Raw genomic sequence first — 22,458 nt, forward strand, 5'->3', positions numbered from 1 at the left:
GCGGTCGCCGGGCGCGCCGGTGTCAGGATTTGGCGAGCAGCCCCAGCTTCAGCGCAAACTGCACGTAGTCCGAGCGATGGGCAATGCCAAGCTTCTCCTGGATCCGTTGCTTGTAGGTGTCCACAGTCTTTGGGCTGATGAACAACTGCTCGCCAATCTCCGGCGCCGAGTAGCCTTGGGCGATGAGCCGCAGCACATTCTGCTCGCGCTGTGTCAGCTGGTCGAAGCGCTGTTGCTCCGAGTGCGCCGCGGCGCGTTTGGTGAGATTCTGAGCGAGCACGCGTGCCGCGGCCGGCCGCACGTACATGTCGCCGCGCGCTACCGCGCGAACTGCGTCCACGAGCTCGCGATCGGCGACGCTCTTCACGAGGTACCCGGCCGCGCCCGCCTCCATGAGTGGAATGAGGTAATCGTCCTCGAGGTGCATCGTGAGCACGAGCACGCGCGCGCGGAGGCCCTTCTGCCCAATCTCCTTCGTCGCCTGGATGCCGTCGACGTCGGGCATCGTTAGGTCCATCACAATGACGTCTGGATCGAGACGCTCTGCCATTGCCACGGCTTCGCGGCCGTTCTGCGCCTCACCGATGACGTGAATGTCGCGCGCCGCACCGAGGACCGCTTTGAGGCCAGTGCGGACGACGGTGTGGTCGTCTGCGAGAATGACGCGGATCTCGCCATCACTCATGCGATGCTCCGTAGTTGTGGTGGAGGAGGTCGGTCAGCGGCACCGACGCTCTGATATGCGTGCCGGAGCCGAATGTGCTCCGGATCTCGAAGCGGCCGCCGGCGAGCGCAATACGCTCGCGCATCGTGAACAGGCCCATGCCCGGCCGACGTTGTTCCGCGTCCTCGACGTCGAACCCATGGCCGTCGTCGATCACCTCGAGCACCGCGTCGTGGTCCTCAACCGTTAGGCGAAGGTCGACGTGATCGGCCGCGGCGTGCTTGACGACGTTGTGAACTGCGGTCTGCGCGACTCGATACAAGGCGGCCGCTGCCGTCGCCGGCACGGCATGCCCCCGCGTATCGGACGTCACTTCGATGTCGATGCCGCTCACGTCGGCCACTTCGCGTCCGAGCTTCTTGAGCGCCGCCGCAAGACCCAGATCGTCGAGGACGCGAGGATGCACGGTGTGCGATAGCAACCGGACTTCTTCGAGCGTTGCCTTTGCCTGATCTCGCATCGAGTCCAGGCGCTCCGTCAGTGCGGGATCGTTCGCGTCGCGCGCAGCGGCGCTGAGCTGAAGAACCAGCGCCGCGAGCTGCTGTGCGGTCGAATCGTGCAGCTCTCGCGCGAGACTGGCGCGCTCACGGTCGCCGGCGTCGATCACCGCGGTCGCGAGCGCCCGCATGCGCGTGCGATCGGCGACGAGACCATTGAGCAGCAGATTGAACGTCGTGCCGATGCGTTTCATGTCTCGATCGGCGACAGGTGACGCGTCGACGCGAGCGCCAAAGTCGCCGCGCCACACGCGCGAGGCCACGGCCTCGATACCGCGCAGCGGCAGCAGTGCAATCGCCGCGAGGACGCCGAACAACGCCATGGCCGCCACGGCGGCGACGATCATTCCTGCAGCCGACAGTCTTGCCGGAGAGAGCGCATACGCGATCGCGATGACGACGCCAAGCGCTAGCGCGTTGGCGCCAAGCAGCTTGATAACGAGCGGGATGCGCAGCGCGGTCGACCCCGTTGGCCGCGGCTCAGGTCGCGTGCCGGATGGCGCCAGCCTGGGCGACGTTGGATTTACGGTTGGTTCGACCTCACGAATGACGGGCACCGCTGAATCCCACGCTTGAAGGTCTTCGAAGTATGGGCCGCGCAAGAGGGATAAGCCTTCGGGAACCGCCTGAATCTATGTAGGGGAACGCCCGACACAGAGGTGAGCGAGGGACCAATGGCGAGATGGTTGGGCAACAACGCACATTGCTGGCGACCCGATCATGTGCCGATTCCACGAGCGGAGCCGACCGATGAAAAAGCCGACCAAGAAACGAGCACAAACCCGAGCAACCATCGCGCGGTCTTCGCCCGCTCCAAGCTTTCGAGTACTGTCTCGACAGGAGTGCGAGGCGCTTCTCCACCGAAATAAAGTCGGAAGGATTGCGTTCACCTTTCACGACCGCGTCGATATCGAACCGGTGCACTACATCCATTCGGACGGTTGGCTGCACGGACGTACGAGTCCGGGCACGAAGGTGGCCACGCTCCTTCATCATCCCTGGGTGGCGTTCGAGGTCGATGAAGTGGAGGGCCTCTTCGACTGGCGGAGCGTGATCGTGCACGGTGCCGTGCACATCCCGGATGTCGACGGCTCGCCGTCCGATCGCGCCGCCTACTCGTCGACGCTGGCGTTAATTCGCGAGCTGGTGCCCGAGGCACTCATACAAGGCGATCCGACGCCAGCTCGTCAGGTGCTGTTCAGAATTCACGTGGACGAGGTCACAGGGAGAGCGTCGAGTACGAAGTGAGAAGGGGGAAGGGACTAGGGGCACCAAAGCCGCCCCTAGCCCCTAGCCCTAGCCCCTAGCCCCTAGCCACTTATGGCACGCCCGCCAACATGCCGTCGATGAACTCGACCGCTGCCGGGCGCGCGTCCAGCGCTTCACCGAACCAGTGCTCCGCCTCGCACGCCACACGATCGAGCGCCATCGAATCGTCGAGCAAATGGCCGGCGTTAGGCACCACCTCGAGTCGCGCAGTTTCGGGTAATAGCCAGTAGGCGCCGCGGCTCGCGTCGATGTGCGCAGTGTCGCGCTCGCCGACCAACAGCAGCACCTGGGCGCGCACGCGGCGAAGCTGCGGCACGACGAGATCGACGCGCGCGCCGCGGCAGACCACGGCACGCACATTGTCGGCGACCGATGCCGCGGCGAGCGCGGCTCCCGCGCACAGACCGCTTGCGAAGTAGCCGATTTCAAGATCTCTAAATACCGGTCGGCCGCGCAGCCATTGAGTCACTCTCATCAGCCGCGACGCGAGCAGGCTCTGATGGAAACGTAGCTCCGACGTTTCGGCGTCTTCTGCCGCCTCGTTTGGCGTGAGCAGGTCGATGGTGAGCGTGGCGAATCCAGCGTCTTCCAGGCGCTCAGCCACGAAGCGGTTGGTCTCGTCGTAGAGATGATCGCCATCGCCATTCGCGATAATCACCAGCCCACGCGCGTTCTCGGTGAGAACGAGGCGTCCGCAGAGGTAAATCGACGCGACCGGAATCTGCATCGCGACGCCACGACTCTGATTTGCATATCGCATGTTCGACATGTGATCCCCCTGATCGGACCAACCGTTGTTGCCTTCGTACGCCTTGTCACAAGGTGCGCGCGACGCGCTTTCGCCGAAGTCGGGGATTGCTGGATTTCCTGTAGGGGACGGGGGTCGCTGAACCGCACTTCATTCGCGCGAGACGATCGCGTCGGAGAACCCCTTACGACAAGGTGACCTAAGCCCGACTGACGGGACTCAGCCGTTGTGCCATGCTATGGGCATGCGCTCCAGGATGGCACTATGCCTACAGAAACGATTCGCGTGATGCTCACGGACGACCACCACGTCGTTCGCACGGGGCTCCGCGCCGTATTGGGATCAGCGAAGGACATTGTCGTCGTTGCCGAAGCCGCGAGTGGCCGAGAGGCAATCGCGCTCGCTGGCCGCGTTCAGCCGGACGTCATTCTCATGGACCTCTCCATGAGCGACATCGATGGACTCGAGGCAACGCGACAGATCACCGCCACGGAACCGCATCCACGGATTCTCATCCTCACGATGCACGAGGAAGAGGAATATCTCGCGGAAGCACTCAAGGCGGGTGCGTCGGGATATCTCGTCAAGAGCGCCGCGCATCAGGAGCTCGTCGATGCAGTGCGCGCCGTGGCGTACGGTGACGTGTACGTTCGTCCCGCGGCCGCTCACGTGCTGGCGCAGCGGATGCGAGCCGCCGATCGATCGAGGAGTGATCGTACGCTCTTCGAGAAGCTCACGGAGCGCGAGCGCGACGTGCTGGTCCTCGTCGCGCAGGGCTACTCCGCGCCTGACATCGGCGAGCGGCTCTCGATCAGTCCGAAGACAGTCGATACGTACAAGCAGCGCATCAACGAGAAGATCAAGTTGGGTGCGCGGCCGGATTACGTGCGCTTCGCGTTGAGATTGGGGCTGTTGACGCCAGAGCCGCAGAGCGCGTCGTAGCGCTCTGTCTAGCCGCGACTCGCCCGCAACGCATTGGCAATCGACGCAATGTCGATTACTTCCTGAAGGAGGGCGCCGATCGTCGGCGCAATCGAGCCGAACGACGCGGCGATCATTGCGATAATACTCAATCCCAGGCCGAGCCAGATGCTCTGCCGTGCGACGTCGAGCGTGTGATGACCAATCTCGACGGCGTCGGCAACGCGGGACACATCGTCCGCGAGTACGACCACATCGGCAGCTTCGGCCGAGATGCCTCCGCCCTGACTCGCGAGCGCGACGCCGACGTGTGCGGCGCTGAGCGCCGGAGCGTCGTTCGTCCCGTCACCAACCATGAGGACATGATAACCCTCGCGCACGAGCTGCTGCACGACGGTGACTTTGCCTTCGGGAAGAAGATCACCGCGCGCCTCGACAATACCAATCTCCTGCGCTACGGCACGAACGTTCGGCGCGTGGTCACCCGAAAGGAGGATCGCTCGTTCGATGCCTAACGTTGCGAGTCGCGCGCGCAACTCGCGCAAGCCGGGCCGCGTGCGATCCGAGTACTCGACGACGCCGGCGAGGCAGCCGTCGATCGCGATATAGGCGCGCAATCCGACCTCCTCGCGCTCCAGGCGCGACAGCACGGCCGGATTCGCGCGGGCGCGCTCGAGGATGAAGGCCCTCGACCCGACCGAGACCTCGTGCCCTTCGACCTCGGCCGTCACGCCTCGACCGGGAGATTCAATGTGGGCGCGAGCGAGCGGCAGCGTGGCACCCGAGTCCAGCGCCGCGTCGACCAGTGTGCGCGCGAGCAGATGACTGGAACCTTGCTCCACGGAGGCGGCGAGACGCAACAACTCGGCATCACTCAGATCGCCCGTCGTGAGCACGCGCCGCACGAGTGGCTTGCCGATCGTCAACGTGCCCGTCTTATCGAACACGGCCACGTCGACGCCGCTGAGCGCCTCGAGGGCGCCGCCATGTCTGACGATGATCTGTCGTCGAGCTGCGCGACTGATGCCGCCGATGATGGCGATCGGCGTGGCAAGGATGAGCGGACAGGGCGTCGCGACGACCAGCACCGCGAGTACGCGCGTCGCGTCATGCGTCGCCAGAAAGGTTAGGAGGCAGACGAGCAACGTGGCCGGGGTGAACCACACTGCGTAACGATCGGCTAAGCGTACGAGCGGCGCTTTCGTCGACTGCGCCGTGCGCACGAGCTCGACGATCTTCGCGTACTGGCTGTCCTCGGCGCGTGCGGTAGCCGTGATGGTGAGCACGCCTTCGCCGTTGATGCTGCCACTCATCAGCGACGTGCCGGGTGCGGCGGCAACGGGTACGGGCTCGCCCGTGAGGCGTGCGACATCCACGAGTGAATTGCCGTCGCGGACGACGCCGTTGCACGGCACCAACTCGCCGGGTCGGACGAGGAGCGGATCTCCGATATCGATCGCGCCGGCGGGAAGATCCTCGACAGTCGTTAGGTTCGGGCCGATGAGACGATGCGCGATGCGAGGCGCTGCGGCCTCGAGCTCCCGCAACGCCGCCGATGCGCGGCCCGCGGCGTATTGCTCGAGCGCCTCGCCGCCCGAGCGCATGAGCACGATGACGAGGCCCGCGAGTGGCTGACGCAGAAGAACCGCGCCAACGATCGCAAGGACGGCGACGACATCCGTCGCCCAGTGTCCATGGCGAGCCTCGAGCACCGTGCGCCACACGATGGGAGCACCACTGATGATGAGGCCCACGAGCCACACCGTTGGCGCCCACGCGGGCACGATGAACTTCAAAAGCAGCCCGACAATGATGACACCGAGACTCGCCGCAGCGAGGCCGCCTCGCGGCGTCATCGCAGGAGGGTCAGGATCGTTTGACCGCTGCCGTGATGCAGCCGCAGGGCCACGTCGCGACCGGCGTCGTCCGTGAGCACGTCCAGTGAGTCGACCTCACCGACGCTTCGCGAAAGATGCGGCTCACCCGCTCCGAGCTCGCCGAGCATGATCTCGACACGCTCGTCGACTGGATCGAATGTGACGCCTAACAACGGGTAGTCCTGCTCCTGCGCCTGCGCGCCGAGCTCGGGATCGTTCACCTCGAGACGAGTTCGACGGCCCACGTTCGATTGCGTGAAGTCGTCGAGCACCTCACGCCAGCGCTCTCGGTCGAGCGTGAGCGTCGCGCCCGAGGCGGCGCCATTCCGATCGGAGTGAGCTATGTCCGCTGGAATCACGAGCACAGCGCACGTCGCCATGCGGAGCAGCTTCGTCGTCACGCTGCCGACGACCAGCCTCGTGACAAAGCCGTGTCCATGGCTACCCGCGGCGATCAGATCAGCACCGGCTCGCGACGCATAGGATTGGATCTCCCGCGCAGCATCACCGCTCAGGATCACGTCCTCGACTCGCACCCCGCTCGGCACGTCGAGCCGCGCGACGAACCGGGTGAGCGATTGACGGACGTAGCGCGTGTAGTCTTCTTCCGAGACCCATGTGTCGAAGAGCAAACGCTCACGCGGGATCACGTGCACCAGCTCGAGCAAACCATCGTCGGCGAGTAGCCGAAGCGCTCCCTCCGCCGCGCGCACACTCCCCTCGCTGAAATCCACGCCGACGACGGCGTGCCGCGGTGCGGCAGCCCCGTGCTCCGGTACCGCGAGCACCGGCACGTGGCTCAGCCGCGCGACCTTCAATGCGGTTTCGTCGCCGAAGATGCGATCGACGAGCTCGTGTCGCCCGAGTCCGACGACAATGAGCCGCGCGTGCTTGTCGACGGCACTCTCGGTGATCACCCGCGCCGGCTCACCGTTCAGGACTTCGCATGCGTCGACGCGCGGCCCCTTCTTTTCGATCAGCGTGCACTGTTCGCGGACTCGCCGCACGAGATCGTCGCGTATGCTCTGCGCCACGCTTGGGTCGAGCAGCGTCTGGCCGTCCGCGATGACGAGCATCGGCCATTGATGGACGGAAACGACACGCATGGTGGTCCCGAACCGGTCGGCGAGTGCGCGAGCGGTCTTGAGCGCTCCACGCGATTGCGGCAAGCCATCGGTCGCGACCAGGATCGGCTCCGATTTCGTTGCCGGCTCGGTCTCGACGCGTTTTTCGATCACGGTTTCCATATTGCCCTCCATCGATTGCCTAACGAGCTGGATTCCTGGACGAAGACGGCGCGCGACCCCTCGGTCGCGCGCCCGTCCTTTTCTTCAACTGCCGTGTCCGCGTCACCCGCTGTTTCCGCAGGATCCGCATTACTCAGAAGGCCAGGACGCCCTCCACCATGAAGCCCTTGAATTGCCCACCGTTGCGGATGTCGGTCGCCGGGAAGTCGAGGTACTTCTGGTTCACATACTCGAGCTTCGTCAGGAGCAGCGGGGTGACGAACCAGCCGCCGCCGTATTGCCACCGGTTGACGCTGATGTCGTTCGTGATGCCCACCAGCTCTCCTTTGAGCATGTTGTATCGCGCGCCGACGTACAATTGGTCGTTAGCAAACCGGTACAGTCCCTCGCCGACATACTGCCGGACCGTTCGGTTGGTCAGCTCCGTCGCGCCCTTACCCGTCGCCGTCTCGAGGTTTCCGAAGAGCTCGACGCCGGCAACCTTGACGAACGGGTTCACGACGAACGAATGGACGTTGTTGCTGAACCCGGGGCGAATCGCGCCCGACCAGGCATTCGCGGTCTCTGTCGACGACGTGTTCTCGAGCACGTCGTAGTAGCGCGAACCAGCGCGGTCACCTGTGAATAGCGTGTTGCTCGCCGATTGACCGTTCGCGTACATCGAACCGGTGAGGCGGAAGCGCAACTCCTTGGCAAAGCTCTTGTCGACACCAACCTTGCCGATGAAGCTCGCCGAGCGCTTTGCCGGCGTGGTCACTTGCCCATGGATCTCACCGCCCGTGACGCCGCCCATGGCGAGCCATGGACCGTTGCGGAGGTAGACTTCGCCGCCGATCTCTGTCGTGAACGCGTCGAGGATGTAGTTGCCGACGAACGGATTGTACATCGCCTGGCCGTTGTCGCTGCGGCGATAGTGCGCATCGCCGTAGTCAATCTCGAAGTGTCCAACGCGGAGCGTCGTGTACTTCATGATGCTGTTCAGGATCGAGTTGTCGATCGGTGATTCGTCGATCAGCGCGTAGCCGTCCTTGATCCAGGCTTCCTGGTGGTGCCGCGCTGAGGCGTAGGTCGTCATCTCGAGGCGAATGCCCCGTGCGACCTGAGCGTTCAGATAAATGTTGGCGACGGCGTTGTTGAATCCGTTTCCGATCCCGATCAGTTGATTCGCGTTGACCTGCTTAGTCGGATCGGTCGGGAAGTTGGGGTCCTGGACCATTTTCACCGCGGCGGTATTGCTGTGTTGAAGCCCCTGGAATTGCTGCGTCATCGCCGCGCCCCAACCGAGCTTGAATCCCGTGTAGGGAATGGAGTCGTTCTTCGGCGGCTCGAAGACATTGAGACCGCGTGCATCGGCCGGACGGATGTGCTGGAACTCGATCGCCGGCACGCTGGTGATCTTCTTCGCGCTGGCCGGGTCCTTGGTGGAATCGGCTTTCGGCTTGGCGGTCTCTGTCTTCGTGCCGGAGTCGGCGACTTGCGTCGTTTGCTGCGCAACGAGCGATACGGCGAAGAAGGGGATCGCGACGGCGGCGAGCAGCAGCTTGGTTGAGTATTTCATAATTCCTCCGGGGGACTCGAGCGGGTGATGAGTGTCGGTTTCTGTCGTCTCGAGTCAGCGTGTTTCGCCGGCCAGAGCGGCGCTCAGGGTTTGGGGGCCAATGAGGAGTGAGAACTTCACGGTGATCTTGTTGTCGGTGCGGAGCGTGCCGAGTAGCGCGGTCGGCGGCTTCACGCCGAAGTCCGTCATGAGGAGCGGGAGCTCGCCCTCGGCTTTCACGCCGCCGTCGGGGAGCCGAGCCGCCGTCACTTCCATGTCCACCGTCTTCTCGGTGCCCGCGACAGTCAGAGCGCCGACCGTCTTGACGGTGAACGAATCGCTCGTGGCGCCTTGCACGACGTCGAACGTCGCGAGGATGTAGCTGATCTCGGCCGAGCCATCCGCCTTGAGCGCCTTATAGAGATTGTTGTCCATTCCGCCATGCCCGCACTTGAGATTCCTCACGGGAACCTTGACGGTGACCTTCTTGAGCAGCGTTGGCGTGACGCTGGTGCTCCTCAGGAACGCTTCGTCGACCTCGATTGCCGCGTCGAGCGAGCTGGCCTTGCAGCTCCAGCCGTGAAGGTTCGAGCCGCCCTCGACCCACAGCTTGCTATCGGGGCCAACGGCAAGGCGAACGGATTGAGCTTGCGCCGAGCCGGCGATCGTCAGCAGCGCGGCGGTCAGCGCGAGGCTCGTTAGGGACCTTTTTGTCATGGGGCCATCTCCTCTCACCGGGGGGCGGCTATCGGAGGATCCGATGAGCGCCAGCACGCGATTGATTGTGCTGTGAGAGTACCGATTGCCCGTTGGTCCAACTGTCAGGCGGAACGAGGAACAATCGTGAGGAGAAGACCCGATGTTTTGTAATGGATCGCGGACGTGATGTCAGGAGAAGCCTGACGGAGGGAGGGGCTAGGGCATAGGGGCTAGCCCCTCGGGTTTCACGCCAACGAGAATGGCGGATACTGATCGTGAAGGAGTAGCAAGTACGCTTCGACGCGGATGTTCCAGCGCAGCACTCCGACGCCGAATTCGTAGAGTCGCGCCGGATAGCGGCCCGTTAGCAAAATTGAAAACCACGCGATGATAGTCGTGATGACCCATGCAACGCCGAGCGCCCACAGTGCAAGGAGCTGCGGAATCACCAGAATCAGACGAAAGGCGACGCTGATGCGATCGCGCGGCGGCGACGGCCTCTCGAGCACGACCGAAGCCGGATACTCGCCGTCGCCGAAGGGCGGGTACTCGTCTCGGAGGAGCGACGTATAGGCGAGCGCGCGTGCGCGCCAGCGCAGATAGAACGCCGCGAGATTCCACAGGCCTGTTGGATATTCGCCCGTGAATAGAATCGCGAACCAGGCGATGACCGCGACGATCGCCGCGACGGCGCCGAGCAGGCCGCCGGCGCCCCAGTCCGTCCGGCTGTTCGCGTCGCCGGAGGTCCACGTCATCGCACCGGCGATTGGCCCGCCGACCAGTATGAGATGTGGAATCGCCAGGATGATCCGGAAAGCAGTCGTCAGCCGGTTTCGACCGTCGATCGCAGGCTCGACTCGAAGCTGAACGGGCTCGATCGTCTCCCCGCCCAGTCTGGTTGCGGCTGTGCTCATCGTTCCCTCACTCGCGAGTAGACAGACGCCCATTGCTCGGTGTCACTTGAGACTTCACTCAATCGAAGCGCTTACATGGCATTACTTGTACTTGGAAGCAGACGATGAGCACGAATTGACGCCGAACCGGAGGCATCATTGGCGCCGGACTCGGCGCCACCGCGGCGAGTGGAGAAGCGAGCATTCCGCTTGGCGATCTGCATCATGATCGAGCGGAGGAGAGGGCCGTACTTCGTGTACGCCATCGCTCCGCCGATCAGCTCCGTCATTGCAGGTCGCCAGTGTGTCGCGCGAAGAAATTCCTCGGCGCAACGCCGCGCGTCTGCGCGCCCGCGCTCGTCGGGGCTGGCGGCCGATCCGCTCACTGAAAAGAATGCCGATGGCATCCTGTCAGCATGTTGTAATGTCTGCTGACGAACTCGTGCACCGCCCGTAATGCGTTGCGTAGAGAACGAGAACGCGATGGGGCGCATGGAATCCTCCGGTAGCGCAGGAGGGACAAAACAACTCTGTCGAGCAAACTGATCACGCTCGCGTCGCGGTTCTGTCCGTAGACGGAGTACACTGCGTCGGAGAAAGGATTACTTCTACTAGTTCGCTCAACTCGCGCCAGCGGACCCGCTCTTGCCCTTCATGAATCGGGCTCGTGTCACGTCGCGCGACGAATCGACGTCGTCAGGCAATTGCTTACGGAAGAGCGTCTCGCCGACTACAGACCCGGGCATTGCGCCGGCTCATCCTTCTCGTGTCCGCGCAGCGAACAGTGATCGTCAACGCGCACCGAGGGTCTTCCCATGGCCGACTACGATTTGATTGCGATGACCGCCTCCGCAGGCGGCATCTCCGCGCTCGGTCACGTGCTGGCCGCGCTGCCGGCCGACTTCGACGTGCCGATTGTTGTCGTGCAGCATCACACGCCGGGACGCACACCCGGCCTGGCGCAGGTCCTGTCCAAGCTCTCGAAGCGACCGGTGCGCATTGCCGAAGCAGGACAGCGCATCAGGCGAGGAACTGTCTATCTCGCGCCCGGAGCCGAACACCTGGTCGTTAGGCCTGATCGATCGTTCGACCTCACGGACGGCCAACGCATCGCGTACGTCCTCTCGTCTGCCGAGTCACTGTTCACGAGCGCGGCCAAGGCATACGGGCCACGCATGATCGCGGTCGTCCTCACGGGACTTGGCCGCAATGGCACCGACGGGGTACGCCGCGTGAAGGAGGCGGGAGGGACGGTCATTGCGCAGGACGAAGCAACCTCGCGCTATTTCTCGATGCCGCAGGCCGCCATCGCGACCGGCGCCGTCGATTCCGTATTGCCACTCGGCGCGATCGCGCCGGCCTTGATTCACCTGACGGCGAAAGCCGCCTAACGGTTCGTTGATCCTCGAGGTGTACCGTGCTACGACTCAGCGACATTATGACCACCAACATCGTGGTAACGACGCCGGAGATGACGCTTCGCGAGGTGGCCGAGTTGTTCGCGACGCATCACATCAGCGGCGCGCCCGTCGTCAGCGGAGCGAAAGTGGTCGGCGTCGTCTCGGCCGCCGACATTCTGGAGCTCGCGGCAACATCACGCGGCGTTCCCAACGGTGTCGACGAGCGATCGGAGCTGCTTGGCTGGAACGACCCGGCGCTCGACGGGGACGCCACGCGCGATGGTGCTGCGCCAACGGCCTATTTCACGGATCTCTGGTCAGAAGCAAGCGACGACGTCACCGAGCGTGTGAACAATCCCTTAGCCAGCGATGTCGATATCCTCGATGAGCGCAGCGTCGAGGATATCATGTCACGACCGCTCGTCGCGCTCGCGCCGCACGACGACGTCTGCAGCGCCGCCGATCTCATGCGACGAAAGTCCATTCACCGCGTGCTCGTCGTTCAGAACGGTGAGCTCGTTGGAATCGTCACGACGCTCGACATCGTGAAGGCTGTGGCCGACGGCAAGTTGATGACGCGGACGTACGTGTTCGATCGCGCTCGATCGGCTACGAATCGCGAGCTCGAAGCTTAGCGCTCGTTGTGATCCAATGCACACTCGAACGAGGTGGGCTGTGCCTACTCGCTCGAGTGCGTGATCAAACATCGGCTTCCGAAGTGCAGCCCGCTTGCCGGAACGCATCCTGCTTCTCGTCAGGCAACTCGCGATGAGAGGACGACGGATGCCAGACAGTAACGCGAACGGCGGCGCCAAGGGCGCCGCGGATTTCTCCGACGTGCAAGCCGGCAGCTCGAGCACCGCGCCCGCTGACAAGCCGCAAAGCTACACGGTCCAATCGGGCGATAGCTTGTCGAAGATTGCCAAGCACGTCTACGGCGACGCGAACAAATGGCACGCCATCTACGATGCCAACCGCGACAAGATCAAGAATCCCGACCTGATCCAACCGGGCCAGGTGCTCAGTCTTCCGCCTAACGCCTGAGGACATGCGATGATGCGACCATCAATCATGAGTCGGGCGACGACCCGTGTCGTGCTGCTCCTCCTGGGGCTGATGACGGCCAGCGCCTGCGGAAAGAAGGAGCAGCCCGCGACGCAGACCTCGGGAGGAGCGATCGCTCCCGGGACTACAGCGCTCCAGGTCGCTGATGTGACGCTTGGCCGCAGCGTGGGCGCCGACGAGCGCATTGCTGACCGGACGGACACGTTCTCGCCAGGCGACACCATCTACGCGTCAGTCCACACGACGGGTACGACCCAAAATGCAAATCTCGCGGCGCGCTGGACGTATCAGGACGGTCAGCTAGTCACCGAAAGCAACGAGACCATCTCTCCAACTGGCGACGCGTACACGGAGTTTCACATCTTCAAACCAAGTGGCTGGTTGGTTGGCAAATACACATTGCACCTGCTGGTGAACGGCCAAGAGGTGCAAACGAAGGATTTGGCGGTGAAGTGAGCGGGTAGAAGGTTGTCGGCAAAGGGTTGTGGGCAGAGGGCAGAGGGTTGTGGGCTGAGGCAGTGTGTCTACGCGCTACCCGCAACCCTCTACCCTCTACCCTCTAGTGATTCATTGTCGCGTACACCTTCGGCGCTCCCACCTGAATGATGCCGATCGCGCCCTTCTCCGCATCCGCGAAGCTGTGCGTCACGAATGGATATAGACCTTCGCCACTCGCATCTCTCTCGAAAACCGTCTCGAACACGCCGCCGCCGCCGGCCGGTACGGTGTAGGTTTGCACACTCGTTAGCGCGTGACGCGGATCACCGTCGGGGTACACGCGGTCGAAAACTGCACCGACGATGTGAAAGTCACTGTTGAAGCTCGGTCCCGCGTTGACGACGAAGAAGCGCACGCGATCGCCGACGTCGACCTTGAGTGGATTCTCCTTGTACTGGAACGCACGTCCGTTGAACACGACATAGCTCGCCTGCTTCGCCATCGCTGCCTGCCAGTCTGCCGTCATCGGCGTCATGATCGCACTCTGCACCGTCGAGCCGTCGGTCGGCTTCGCGTAGAACTCGCTCTGTACGAGTACGAATTCCCTATCCGCCGTCGTCCCCCAGCCACCCTTGGGATCGACGATGATCGGCAGATACATCCCCTGCATGATGTGCATCGTTACCGGCGGCGTCCCGCAATGCACCATAAACGCACCGGCGTCGCGGGCAACGAACGCGAACGATACTGAGTCGTTGGGCATGATCATTCGATAGGCGACGTTCGCCGGAATGCGGGCGGCGTGGAAGTCGATCGAGTGCGGCATCGGTGACTGGTTCACGACCGTGATACGAACCTCGTCGCCGACGCGGACGCGAATGACGGGGCCCGGCACCGTCCCGCCGAACGTCCATCCGCGATACGTGACGCCCTTCGCGATCTCGACCTTCGCGTCGGTGATCGGAATTCTGAAGACCTTCACGTCGGCGTCGGATGCCGGGGCGATGCGCGCATCGAACACCGGCGCGGTCGCGCGCAGCACCTGACCGAAGTCAACCACCTCGACGTGTTTCGTGCTCAGGCGTGCCGCGGTAAGCCCAAGAAAGCCCATGCCGAGCGTAAGCGCTGCCAGAATCATTGTCATGTATGAGCGCGATCGCATTGCAATCTCCTAAAGTCGTGGGCCATGGCCCATGAATGGTTGTCGTTGTTTGCAGCCGGAAATTGCGCGATGCGTCGGGCATTCTCCGTCGGGGGCAAACCGAACCTTCGTCGGGGTCCTTCCGGGATTTGTCGGAGAATCCCTGACGACCCAACACCCATCGTCGGTGAGATGGCCGACTGACCTCATCCAGAGAGCGTTGTCACGTGGAGAGACCAGACATGGCCGAGACCAATGCTGTCCTCCTCTCGAAAGCAGTGGAGGCGACGAACCTACGACCCCACTCTGCAGCCGTTACCTAACGAGCGACAGCAGCGGCTCCATTGGACCGCGCGACAGCTGCCCATTCGCATTTCCGCCAACACGGTCGTCGGCGCATGGACCTTCGAGGGTCACATGCCAGGCCCTATCGTGCGCTGTCGCGTCGGCGACACCATCGATTTCACGCTCACGAACGAGGGCGACATTCCCCACTCGATGGACTTCCACGCCGCGCAGATCGACGTCAAGTCCGCCTTTCGGTCGGTCGCCAAAGGACAATCGGTTGCCTATACTTTCAAGCCGCGTTATGCAGGAGCTTTCCTCTATCACTCCGGCAGCTCTCTGGTCCTCATGCACCTCGGCGCAGGGATGTTCGGCGCGATTATCGTCGATCCCCCCCAGCCACTGCCGCGGGCCAAGGAATTCGTGCTCGTCCAGAACGAGTTCTATCTCGGCGCCGCCGTGAACGGCGTTCAGCCATTCGACTATACGAAGATGCTCACGACGCTGCCGGATTACGTCGCTTTCAATGGCCGACCAGGGCAGTATCAAGCCGAGCCAATCCGCGTAAGGCAAGGTGATCGTGTTCGCTTCCACGTCGTGGACGCTGGGCCGACGATCCCATGCGCTTTCCACGTTGTCGGCGAGCAGTTCGACACCGTCTATCTCGGCGCGCCACCGGCGAGTGCGATCCACGGCGTGCAGACGTTCAACGTCGCCGCCGGCGGTGGGATGATTCTCGACCTACTCGCTGACGTGGCCGGTGAATTCCCCTTCGTGAATCATGGCTTCGGTCATGGGCAGAAAGGCGCCATCGGGATTTCCGTCGAGCCGTGACCTACTCGTTCGGTCCCTCGGCGGTCCAGACTCCGCTGGCCCATTGCAACGCCTCGGCGTGCTGCTCACTTGCGCCAAGCTCGGTGAAGATCCCCATCGCCGTCGCGATCTGCCGTCGCCCCCCTTCTCGATCGCCGCGCGTCACGAGGCACTCGGCGAGCACGCGGAGCGTTTCGCCCTCGACCAGCCGACTGCCGTGCGCGCGGGCCATCGCGAGCGCCTGAGCGAGCGCTTCCTCGGCGTCGCCGAGTCGCCCAAGCGTTAGGCGCGCGGCACCGACCACGCGCAGAGAGTCGGCTTGCCTGATCGGATCGGGAATCCGTGCAAACTGATCCGCAGCGCGAGCCGCGCCGACCTCCGCGAGTGCGGCGTCGCCCGATTGCAGCGAAAGGTCCGCACGTTCGAGCCACGTCAGCGCGAGCAGCGGACCATTGGCGCATTCGGTCGCGTAGCCGAGCGCACGACGTGCGCACTCGGTAGCGCGCTCCGGCTGGCCCAGGTGACGGAAGCTGATTGCCATGTTGTGCAAGCTCTGCGCGAGCCCCGCGACGTTGCCCAACCGCTGGTACGCTGGAATGGCAAGCTGATAGAGTGCCAGCGCTTCGTCGCGACGGCCGCGAATGTTCGCGATCGCTCCCATGTTGTTCGTCGCGTGGGCGATGAGCAGATCGTCACCATCGGCGCGCGCGAGATCGAGCGCCCGGCCGAAGACGCGCTCCGCGGCATCCAGCGATCCGAGCTCGATCTCGGCGACGCCCAGTTGATTGACGGCCTTCCGGAGCGCCGCACGATCCCCACTCCGCTCGATCGACGGCAGTATCGCCGTGAGCCACTGGTGCGCCTCACGAGGATGGCCGGTGCGCAACTCAGCGTCGGCGCGCATCGTTGCGAGCTCCGGCTGATTGCGCGCCGCATCACCCTGTTCTCGAAGAATCTGAAGCGCATCCGCCCACTCGCCCGCCGTCGCGTGACGGCGTGCCTGTTGAAGAAGCGTCTCGACCCCGGAGGAAAGCACCATGCGCGCGCGGATTAGTAGGCGAGCGCGTAGCCCGTGAATCCCGTGATGAAGGCTTGCACTTCGTTGACGTCTGCCTCGACAGTGCTGCCGACTTTTATCCACGGCGCTCCGGGCGTCTCCTGTCGCCACGTCGAGATGAGTGGAAGCAGCGCCGCGTCGGCCGAATTCACGACGCCGTCGCTGTTGATGTCGCCGTCGCACTCGCCAAACTCGAACTGCAACCTCGCTGGCGCCGAGGAGGAAAACTTCAGTCCGGCGGGCTGAAAGTCGGCTTGGAGCTTCGTGGGATCGGTCACCGTGATCGTGATGAGAATCGAGTCACCTTGCGCGAACGAGCTCCCATCCGGCCGCTGAGAGAGTGAATTCCCGAAGACACGAAATCGCAGATAGTCCTCGCCATTCTGAAATTTCACGCGCGCTTCGCGATCCTCGCCCACCTTCGCGTAGAAGGACACCGTCGTTGCCTGAAGCGCTGGTGCCGAAGGACTCAGCTGAAGGAAGTGAAGGTCACTTCCCGGCTTCTCGATGGTGTTCGGACCTGTCGCATCCCCCCCGCACGCGCTGACCAGTAGCACCGTAAGCAACGCGATGGGCGTTGCAAATTTGGTAATCACGTTTCCACCTCGGCTTCGTCGTTGAGCTCGGAGTGTGCGTCTATGCTCACGTCCAGCAGCCGCTGCAGGCGCGGACGCGAGATGCCGAGACGGCGCGCCGCCTCACTCTTGTTTCCCGTGCAGAAGTCCAGCATCGAGCGCGCGGCCGCGCGCGTGATCATGGCCATGGTCGCCGGGAACGGGATGTCCTGGTCGACAGAGCGACGCACCGACGGCGCTTCCGCGAAATCGTCGGCGTCGAGCGTCAACTTCGGCGTCAGCAGGAGCGTGCGCTCCATGAGATTTCGCAGCTCGCGAATGTTGCCGCTCCACTCGCGACCGGCGAGCGCTCGCTCCGCCGCCGGCGACAGCAGCGGTACCGGCAATCCGTACTCGCCAGCGAAGCGCAGCAGAAAATGTCGGGCGAGCAACGGAACGTCTTCCCGCCGCGCTCGCAACGGCGGCAATTCGATCGGTACCACATTGAGCCGATGGAACAGATCCTCGCGAAATTCTCGACGCGACGCGGCCGCGGCGAGCTCGACGTGCGTCGCGGCGATGATTCGAACATCGATGGAAATCGCTCGCGTACCGCCGACACGCCGAATCGTTCGCTCCTCGAGCGCGCGCAGCAGCTTCCCCTGCAGCACGAGTGGCAGATGTCCAACCTCGTCGAGAAAGAGCGTTCCACCATTGGCGAGCTCGAACAGGCCAGGCTTCGCCACCGTGGCGCCGGTGAACGCACCCTTCTCGTGGCCGAACAACTCGCTCTCGAGCAGCTGTTCGGGAATCGCGGCGCAATTGATGTCGACGAATGGGGCGCCGCGCCGCGGCCCGTTGTAGTGAATCGCGCGCGCGACGAGCTCCTTCCCCGTTCCGGTTTCGCCCGTCAGTAAAACCGTAACCGAGGCGTACGGAATGATGCGCGCCGCCCTATCGAGCGCCGCCCGCAATGCGGCGCTCGCGCCAAGCACGCCCTCGAATCGGAACTTCGACGCCTCGGACGCGACGAATTCGAGTCGGCGCGTGTCAGCACGAAGCGCTTCAGCTCGTTCGCGCAACCATGACGCGAGGAGGGCAGCGTCGTCAGGCAACGCGAAATATGTCGCGGCACCCGCTCGAACGAGCGCGGCTGCGAGCCGATGATCAGGCCGCGCGCCGGCGGCGGCAATCTCGATGGCACCTCGTTCTCCGCTCGCCGTCTGCCGTAGTGTCGCCTCGAGCTCCTCTTCCATACCGCCGCCGCTGACGACGCCGACCGCTCCTGTTAGGCGATCGAAGCCGGCGGCCGTCTCGAGCGGCGCGTACGCGAGACCACATTGGTCCGCAAGCGTTGGCCACATGGACGAAAAGGAGTCAGAGAGCGACAGGACCACGAGTCTGGGAGGCGAATTCGGCAATGGGCGGCGCTTGTTTGGCCGAGCCGCCCGGAGTGCGCCGAACCTAACGAGGCTCGGCGCTACCTGGCGGTCAGCGGTGATCGTCGTGACCGTCGTGATCGTCGTCTTCGAAAGCGCGGAACGATCCAGCGATGTTCGCCGCGATGCGCGCCGCATTGGAACTGTTGCTCGGATCGAGCGTTCCGCCCGAGCCGTCACTGAACCACTTACTCAGATCAATCGCCACGGTCACGTTCGGGTTCGTGGCATCGACCGTGACCGGCGTCGCGAACGCCGTCTCGATGCGGGTGTCGATGGCGCTCGTAAACACGAACGCCTTGCCATTGAACGTCCCTTGGATGCGAATGCTCACCCCTTTGAATTCGGGGTGTGCAGCGAGGAAGGCCTCGCCACTTCGGTTACCACTCGATTCCGGGCGGATCCGGATCTCCAACGCCCGATAGGTGCCCGCGGGGACGCTCGCGGAAATGTTCGTCTCGAGTGAGGCGTCGACAGGAATGTCGAGCAGCGCTGGGCCGACTTCGACCTCGGCGCAGCCGTCCTCGACCTCGGCGTCGTCGCCGCTCGACTCCTCCATGGCCGTACACCCCGAGGCACTCGCTGGCGCGAGCTCGATTCGGCGCGCGAGAAGTTGCGCCTTCGTGATCACGAGCGTGCTGGTCCCCGTGGCGACCGTGATGTCGGCGCGCGCGCGATCCGCCACCGCGGCTTGCGACTGCGACGTGAGCGATACGCTGAATGGCCGCTTCGCGGCGTTGCTGCTCGTGGCATCGCTGCAAGCACTTGCGCCGACGGCGGCGCAGAGTAGCAATGCGCTCCGTTTGACGTTGAGCATGGGGGGCATGGAGATCTCCTGAGGCAATTGGGTGTCGGTAGTCACGCCTTTGTCGGAGCGTCCAATAGCAGAGCCGGCGCCACGCCCACGGCCATCGGTAGTTGCCGGCAAATCGATGTACACTATGACGTTGGCGCCTTCCCTTCTCGGTGTAGGCACATTCAGGACTGGATCGAATCGTTACGTGTCTCTATCAGAGCAATGCAGCAATTGAGTCCGTTCTCACTTCACTCGCGCGAGTGTCACTCGTGATGCATTGCGATGCGCTCCTCTTCGACCTCGATGGTGTGCTCGTCGATTCGGCTGAATGCGTTCGTCGGATCTGCACCGACTGGGCGATCGCTCGCGGCCTCGACCCCGGCCATGTCTTGCGATGGTCGCAGGGCCGTAGGGTTCAGGACACCGTACGCGCGGTTGCGCCCCATCTCGACGTCGACATGGAAGTGGCGGCGCTCGTCGCGATGGAGGCCGCGACAACGGCTGGGCTGCGCTCCGTGCCCGGCACGCACGCCCTGGTGCCCACGCTCCCGCCTAACGCGTGGGCCGTGGTGACATCCGGCGCACGACCAGTCGCGACTTTGCGGCTCACTCATGTTGGCCTGCCACTTCCACAGATACTCATCACGGGCGACGACGTCGCGCGCGGCAAGCCGGACCCCGAGGGCTATCTCGCCGCGGCGGCGGCTCTGGGCGTTGCGCCGGCTGATTGCGTCGTGATCGAGGATGCACCAGCTGGACTCGAAGCTGCTGGCGCCGCTGGCATGCGCTCGGTCGGCATCGCCGGCACGGTCCCCGCCTCCGAGCTGCGAAGCGCGACCGTGGTCGTGCCTTCTTTCGCCGTGCTCAGGATCAGCCTGTCCGCCCACTCGCCTCGGATCCATCTGGGCCATTGACAGAACCGCCCCTGCGTTTGACCTTTCATCCGGATATTAGGATGATCAACCCTTCATACGTCTAGCTTCTGCTCGCCTAGTCCCCAGGGCCTTCTTCTTGTCCGTCTCCATCCTTGACCGCATAAGCGCCCTCGCTGATCCGACGCGCAGCAGGATCCTGCTGCTGCTCGACGGTCGTGAGCTCATGGTCGGGGAGCTCTGCGCCGTGCTTCAGCTTCCGCAATCCACTGTTAGCCGGCATCTCAAGATCCTGAGCGACGAAACCTGGGTGGTCGCCCGTGGCGAGGGTACGAGCCGCTTCTATTCGATGGTACAGAGCCGGCTCGAGCCGGCAACCAAACGGCTCTGGCACGTGGTGCGCGAGCAGTTCTCAGCCGCTCCGAGCGCCGCCCACGACATCCGCCGGCTGGAGGGGGTGCTGGCTCAGCGGGTGGCGACGCGACGGAGCCGCTCCCAAGCTTTCTTTTCCAGCTCGCATGGCACCTGGGATGAGATGCGCTCGGACATGATCGGCACGCGCACCGACCTCTTGGCGTTGCTGGAGCTCTGCGACGAGCGCTGGGTCGTGGGCGACCTCGGGTGCGGCGCAGGACATGTGAGCGAGTTGCTCGCACCCTGCGTCGCGCGGGTCATCGCGGTCGACGAATCCGGGCCGATGCTCTCGGCCGCTCGCGCGCGACTCGGTAAGCTCGCCAATGTCGACCTGCGTACGGGCGCCGTCGAGGAACTGCCCATCGAGAATGGCGAGTTGGACGTGGCGTTGCTCTTTCTCGTTGCTCACTTCGTCGCCGACCCGACAGCGCTCCTGCGCGAGGTTCAGCGTGTGCTAAAGCCCGGCGGCAAGCTGCTCTTCGTCGATTTCATGATCCACGATCGCGCCGACTACGCCATTCAGCTTGGACACGTCTGGCAGGGCTTCGACGAACCGCAGATTGTCGGCTGGCTCGAGCAGACGGGCTTCGTTGGCTCGCGATTCCGGGCGCTTCCGGCCGATACGACGGCGAAAGGGCCGTCGCTGTTCGCCGCAGCGGCGCGCAAGAAAGCACGCAAGAATGGTTCTCATCGTTAGGTTTTCCACCCATAGGATTGAATCATGGCTACCGCGCAGCTCACTGAACGCCAACAGGCAAAGGCCGAGACTCGCCCCGCGTACAAAGTCCGTGATCTCGGTCTCGCCGATTTCGGACGCAAGGAGATCCGTCTCGCCGAGCAGGAGATGCCGGGCCTCATGGCACTCCGCGCCGAATATCGAGGCAAAGGGCCGCTCGCCGGCGCAAAGATCATGGGCTCGTTGCACATGACAGTGCAGACTGCCGTCCTGATCGAGACCCTTGTCGACCTCGGCGCCGATGTACGTTGGGTGTCGTGCAACATCTTCTCGACGCAGGATCATGCGGCCGCGGCCGTCGTGGTCGGACGAGATGGAACGGTCGCGAAGCCTAACGGGACTCCGGTATTCGCCTGGAAAGGTGAGACGCTCGAGGAATACTGGTGGTGCACCGAGCAGGCGCTGGTGTGGCCGGACGGTTCGGGCCCGAACATGCTCCTCGACGACGGTGGCGACGCAACGCTCCTCGTGCACAAGGGCGCCGAGTTCGAGAAGGCCGGCCGCATCCCCGATTTCGATTCGGCAAGCGACCCCGAGGAATGGGGTGTGATCCTCGACCTGCTGCGTCAGGAGGCGAAGCTCCATCCTGGTCGCTGGACGAAAGTGGCCGCGGCGATCAAGGGAGTCACCGAAGAGACCACGACCGGCGTACACCGCCTCTACGAGATGATGAAAGCCGGCACGCTCCTCTTTCCCGCGATCAACGTCAACGACTCCGTCACGAAGTCCAAGTTCGACAACCTCTACGGCTGCCGCGAGTCGCTCGTCGACGGCATCAAGCGCGCCACCGACGTCATGATCGCCGGCAAGGTCGCGGTCGTCTGCGGCTACGGCGACGTGGGCAAGGGCTCTGCGAAGTCGCTGCGTGGCCTCGGCGCGCGCGTCGTCGTCACCGAAATCGACCCCATCAACGCTCTGCAGGCCGCGATGGAAGGCTTCGAGGTCGCCACGATCGAGGACACGCTCGGCCGCGGCGACATCTACGTCACCACGACCGGCAACGTCGACGTCATCACGCTCGAGCACATGCGCAAGA

Annotated in this window: 25 protein-coding genes; 10 read left to right on the plus strand and 15 right to left on the minus strand. The window is 63.8% G+C overall.

Features of this window, described 5'->3' with window-relative positions; all coding sequences use genetic code 11:
- Window positions 1-22: 22 nt before the first annotated feature.
- Together VGH98_14695 and VGH98_14700 are read right to left on the minus strand one after the other, a co-directional pair.
- Window positions 23-685: a response regulator transcription factor gene (locus tag VGH98_14695; GenBank protein HEY2377221.1), complete on the minus strand. Its 663-nt coding sequence runs from the start codon at window positions 683-685 to the stop codon at window positions 23-25.
- Window positions 678-1,778, minus strand: coding sequence for an ATP-binding protein (locus tag VGH98_14700; protein HEY2377222.1), 1,101 nt, complete (start codon window positions 1,776-1,778; stop codon window positions 678-680). Before VGH98_14700 ends, VGH98_14695 begins: the two co-directional genes overlap by 8 nt.
- 193 nt (window positions 1,779-1,971) lie before the next feature.
- Between VGH98_14700 and VGH98_14705 the strand changes: the two genes are divergently transcribed.
- Window positions 1,972-2,469: a pyridoxamine 5'-phosphate oxidase family protein gene (locus VGH98_14705; protein ID HEY2377223.1), complete on the plus strand. Its 498-nt coding sequence runs from the start codon at window positions 1,972-1,974 to the stop codon at window positions 2,467-2,469.
- A gap of 70 nt (window positions 2,470-2,539) precedes the next feature.
- Here VGH98_14705 and VGH98_14710 read toward each other — a convergent pair whose 3' ends face one another.
- Window positions 2,540-3,259, minus strand: a complete 720-nt coding sequence (locus tag VGH98_14710) for a dienelactone hydrolase family protein (GenBank protein HEY2377224.1) — start codon at window positions 3,257-3,259, stop codon at window positions 2,540-2,542.
- Between the two features lie 243 nt (window positions 3,260-3,502).
- Here VGH98_14710 and VGH98_14715 point away from each other — a divergent pair, with 243 nt between their 5' ends.
- Complete coding sequence (locus VGH98_14715; GenBank protein HEY2377225.1) at window positions 3,503-4,180, plus strand: response regulator transcription factor; 678 nt, start codon at window positions 3,503-3,505, stop codon at window positions 4,178-4,180.
- An 8-nt stretch (window positions 4,181-4,188) separates the two neighbouring features.
- Here VGH98_14715 and VGH98_14720 read toward each other — a convergent pair whose 3' ends face one another.
- From VGH98_14720 to VGH98_14750, 7 genes are all read right to left on the minus strand, one after another.
- Complete coding sequence (locus tag VGH98_14720) at window positions 4,189-6,015, minus strand: heavy metal translocating P-type ATPase (protein HEY2377226.1); 1,827 nt, start codon at window positions 6,013-6,015, stop codon at window positions 4,189-4,191.
- Window positions 6,012-7,283: a universal stress protein gene (locus VGH98_14725; protein ID HEY2377227.1), complete on the minus strand. Its 1,272-nt coding sequence runs from the start codon at window positions 7,281-7,283 to the stop codon at window positions 6,012-6,014. Before VGH98_14725 ends, VGH98_14720 begins: the two co-directional genes overlap by 4 nt.
- Window positions 7,284-7,416: 133 nt before the next feature.
- On the minus strand, window positions 7,417-8,841 hold the full coding sequence (locus tag VGH98_14730; protein ID HEY2377228.1) for a hypothetical protein: 1,425 nt from the start codon (window positions 8,839-8,841) through the stop codon (window positions 7,417-7,419).
- A 54-nt stretch (window positions 8,842-8,895) separates the two neighbouring features.
- Window positions 8,896-9,537 carry a YceI family protein gene (locus tag VGH98_14735; GenBank protein HEY2377229.1) on the minus strand — a complete coding sequence of 214 codons (642 nt, stop codon included), beginning with the start codon at window positions 9,535-9,537 and terminating at the stop codon, window positions 8,896-8,898.
- Between the two features lie 227 nt (window positions 9,538-9,764).
- Window positions 9,765-10,433, minus strand: coding sequence for a DUF4389 domain-containing protein (locus VGH98_14740; protein HEY2377230.1), 669 nt, complete (start codon window positions 10,431-10,433; stop codon window positions 9,765-9,767).
- Between the two features lie 71 nt (window positions 10,434-10,504).
- Window positions 10,505-10,906 (minus strand): flavodoxin domain-containing protein, encoded by a 402-nt coding sequence (locus VGH98_14745; GenBank protein ID HEY2377231.1) that lies wholly within the window; start codon window positions 10,904-10,906, stop codon window positions 10,505-10,507.
- A gap of 126 nt (window positions 10,907-11,032) precedes the next feature.
- A complete protein-coding gene (locus VGH98_14750) occupies window positions 11,033-11,158 on the minus strand; it encodes a hypothetical protein (GenBank protein ID HEY2377232.1) in 126 nt (41 codons plus the stop codon).
- Between the two features lie 69 nt (window positions 11,159-11,227).
- Here VGH98_14750 and VGH98_14755 point away from each other — a divergent pair, with 69 nt between their 5' ends.
- From VGH98_14755 to VGH98_14770, 4 genes are all read left to right on the plus strand, one after another.
- Window positions 11,228-11,803, plus strand: coding sequence for a CheB methylesterase domain-containing protein (locus VGH98_14755; protein HEY2377233.1), 576 nt, complete (start codon window positions 11,228-11,230; stop codon window positions 11,801-11,803).
- 47 nt (window positions 11,804-11,850) lie between these two features.
- The gene (locus VGH98_14760; protein HEY2377234.1) at window positions 11,851-12,447 is read left to right on the plus strand and encodes a CBS domain-containing protein; all 597 of its coding nucleotides are present in this window, start codon (window positions 11,851-11,853) and stop codon (window positions 12,445-12,447) included.
- Window positions 12,448-12,595: 148 nt separating this feature from the next.
- Entirely contained in the window at window positions 12,596-12,856 is a 261-nt protein-coding gene (locus tag VGH98_14765; GenBank protein HEY2377235.1) for a LysM peptidoglycan-binding domain-containing protein, read from the plus strand.
- Window positions 12,857-12,865: 9 nt separating this feature from the next.
- The gene (locus VGH98_14770; GenBank protein HEY2377236.1) at window positions 12,866-13,333 is read left to right on the plus strand and encodes a hypothetical protein; all 468 of its coding nucleotides are present in this window, start codon (window positions 12,866-12,868) and stop codon (window positions 13,331-13,333) included.
- 103 nt (window positions 13,334-13,436) lie between these two features.
- Here VGH98_14770 and VGH98_14775 read toward each other — a convergent pair whose 3' ends face one another.
- Complete coding sequence (locus VGH98_14775) at window positions 13,437-14,477, minus strand: multicopper oxidase domain-containing protein (protein HEY2377237.1); 1,041 nt, start codon at window positions 14,475-14,477, stop codon at window positions 13,437-13,439.
- Between the two features lie 234 nt (window positions 14,478-14,711).
- Between VGH98_14775 and VGH98_14780 the strand changes: the two genes are divergently transcribed.
- The gene (locus VGH98_14780) at window positions 14,712-15,575 is read left to right on the plus strand and encodes a multicopper oxidase domain-containing protein (protein ID HEY2377238.1); all 864 of its coding nucleotides are present in this window, start codon (window positions 14,712-14,714) and stop codon (window positions 15,573-15,575) included.
- 1 nt (window position 15,576) lies between these two features.
- On the opposite strand, the gene VGH98_14785 is transcribed toward VGH98_14780, so the two are convergent.
- The 4 genes from VGH98_14785 to VGH98_14800 form a co-directional block, all read right to left on the minus strand.
- Window positions 15,577-16,593, minus strand: coding sequence for a tetratricopeptide repeat protein (locus VGH98_14785; protein ID HEY2377239.1), 1,017 nt, complete (start codon window positions 16,591-16,593; stop codon window positions 15,577-15,579).
- Window positions 16,594-16,604: 11 nt separating this feature from the next.
- On the minus strand, window positions 16,605-17,207 hold the full coding sequence (locus VGH98_14790; protein ID HEY2377240.1) for a hypothetical protein: 603 nt from the start codon (window positions 17,205-17,207) through the stop codon (window positions 16,605-16,607).
- Window positions 17,204-18,529, minus strand: a complete 1,326-nt coding sequence (locus VGH98_14795) for a sigma-54 dependent transcriptional regulator (protein HEY2377241.1) — start codon at window positions 18,527-18,529, stop codon at window positions 17,204-17,206. The genes VGH98_14790 and VGH98_14795 overlap by 4 nt, the downstream gene beginning before the upstream one ends.
- A 127-nt stretch (window positions 18,530-18,656) precedes the next feature.
- A complete protein-coding gene (locus VGH98_14800) occupies window positions 18,657-19,430 on the minus strand; it encodes a hypothetical protein (GenBank protein HEY2377242.1) in 774 nt (257 codons plus the stop codon).
- Between the two features lie 242 nt (window positions 19,431-19,672).
- On the opposite strand from VGH98_14800, the gene VGH98_14805 reads away from it, so the two are divergent.
- From VGH98_14805 to VGH98_14815, 3 genes are all read left to right on the plus strand, one after another.
- Window positions 19,673-20,314 carry an HAD-IA family hydrolase gene (locus tag VGH98_14805; GenBank protein ID HEY2377243.1) on the plus strand — a complete coding sequence of 214 codons (642 nt, stop codon included), beginning with the start codon at window positions 19,673-19,675 and terminating at the stop codon, window positions 20,312-20,314.
- A 97-nt stretch (window positions 20,315-20,411) separates the two neighbouring features.
- Window positions 20,412-21,383, plus strand: a complete 972-nt coding sequence (locus VGH98_14810) for a metalloregulator ArsR/SmtB family transcription factor (protein HEY2377244.1) — start codon at window positions 20,412-20,414, stop codon at window positions 21,381-21,383.
- 24 nt (window positions 21,384-21,407) lie between these two features.
- The coding region (locus tag VGH98_14815; protein HEY2377245.1) for an adenosylhomocysteinase at window positions 21,408-22,458 on the plus strand (1,051 nt) is incomplete at its 3' end.

The sequence above is a fragment of the Gemmatimonadaceae bacterium genome (assembly GCA_036496605.1).
Taxonomy (GTDB): Bacteria; Gemmatimonadota; Gemmatimonadetes; order Gemmatimonadales; family Gemmatimonadaceae; genus AG2.

Coding starts and splice junctions, on each gene's coding strand:
- VGH98_14715 (HEY2377225.1), top strand. CDS start 3,503: ATGCCTACAGAAACGATTCGCGTGATGCTCACGGACGACCACCACGTC.
- VGH98_14710 (HEY2377224.1), bottom strand. CDS start 3,259: ATGTCGAACATGCGATATGCAAATCAGAGTCGTGGCGTCGCGATGCAG.
- VGH98_14745 (HEY2377231.1), bottom strand. CDS start 10,906: ATGCGCCCCATCGCGTTCTCGTTCTCTACGCAACGCATTACGGGCGGT.
- VGH98_14770 (HEY2377236.1), top strand. CDS start 12,866: ATGATGCGACCATCAATCATGAGTCGGGCGACGACCCGTGTCGTGCTG.
- VGH98_14695 (HEY2377221.1), bottom strand. CDS start 685: ATGAGTGATGGCGAGATCCGCGTCATTCTCGCAGACGACCACACCGTC.
- VGH98_14795 (HEY2377241.1), bottom strand. CDS start 18,529: ATGTGGCCAACGCTTGCGGACCAATGTGGTCTCGCGTACGCGCCGCTC.
- VGH98_14750 (HEY2377232.1), bottom strand. CDS start 11,158: ATGCCCGGGTCTGTAGTCGGCGAGACGCTCTTCCGTAAGCAATTGCCT.
- VGH98_14740 (HEY2377230.1), bottom strand. CDS start 10,433: ATGAGCACAGCCGCAACCAGACTGGGCGGGGAGACGATCGAGCCCGTT.
- VGH98_14775 (HEY2377237.1), bottom strand. CDS start 14,477: ATGCGATCGCGCTCATACATGACAATGATTCTGGCAGCGCTTACGCTC.
- VGH98_14780 (HEY2377238.1), top strand. CDS start 14,712: ATGCTGTCCTCCTCTCGAAAGCAGTGGAGGCGACGAACCTACGACCCC.
- VGH98_14760 (HEY2377234.1), top strand. CDS start 11,851: ATGACCACCAACATCGTGGTAACGACGCCGGAGATGACGCTTCGCGAG.
- VGH98_14735 (HEY2377229.1), bottom strand. CDS start 9,537: ATGACAAAAAGGTCCCTAACGAGCCTCGCGCTGACCGCCGCGCTGCTG.
- VGH98_14805 (HEY2377243.1), top strand. CDS start 19,673: ATGCATTGCGATGCGCTCCTCTTCGACCTCGATGGTGTGCTCGTCGAT.
- VGH98_14720 (HEY2377226.1), bottom strand. CDS start 6,015: ATGACGCCGCGAGGCGGCCTCGCTGCGGCGAGTCTCGGTGTCATCATT.
- VGH98_14765 (HEY2377235.1), top strand. CDS start 12,596: ATGCCAGACAGTAACGCGAACGGCGGCGCCAAGGGCGCCGCGGATTTC.
- VGH98_14755 (HEY2377233.1), top strand. CDS start 11,228: ATGGCCGACTACGATTTGATTGCGATGACCGCCTCCGCAGGCGGCATC.
- VGH98_14730 (HEY2377228.1), bottom strand. CDS start 8,841: ATGAAATACTCAACCAAGCTGCTGCTCGCCGCCGTCGCGATCCCCTTC.
- VGH98_14785 (HEY2377239.1), bottom strand. CDS start 16,593: ATGGTGCTTTCCTCCGGGGTCGAGACGCTTCTTCAACAGGCACGCCGT.
- VGH98_14725 (HEY2377227.1), bottom strand. CDS start 7,283: ATGGAAACCGTGATCGAAAAACGCGTCGAGACCGAGCCGGCAACGAAA.
- VGH98_14800 (HEY2377242.1), bottom strand. CDS start 19,430: ATGCCCCCCATGCTCAACGTCAAACGGAGCGCATTGCTACTCTGCGCC.
- VGH98_14705 (HEY2377223.1), top strand. CDS start 1,972: ATGAAAAAGCCGACCAAGAAACGAGCACAAACCCGAGCAACCATCGCG.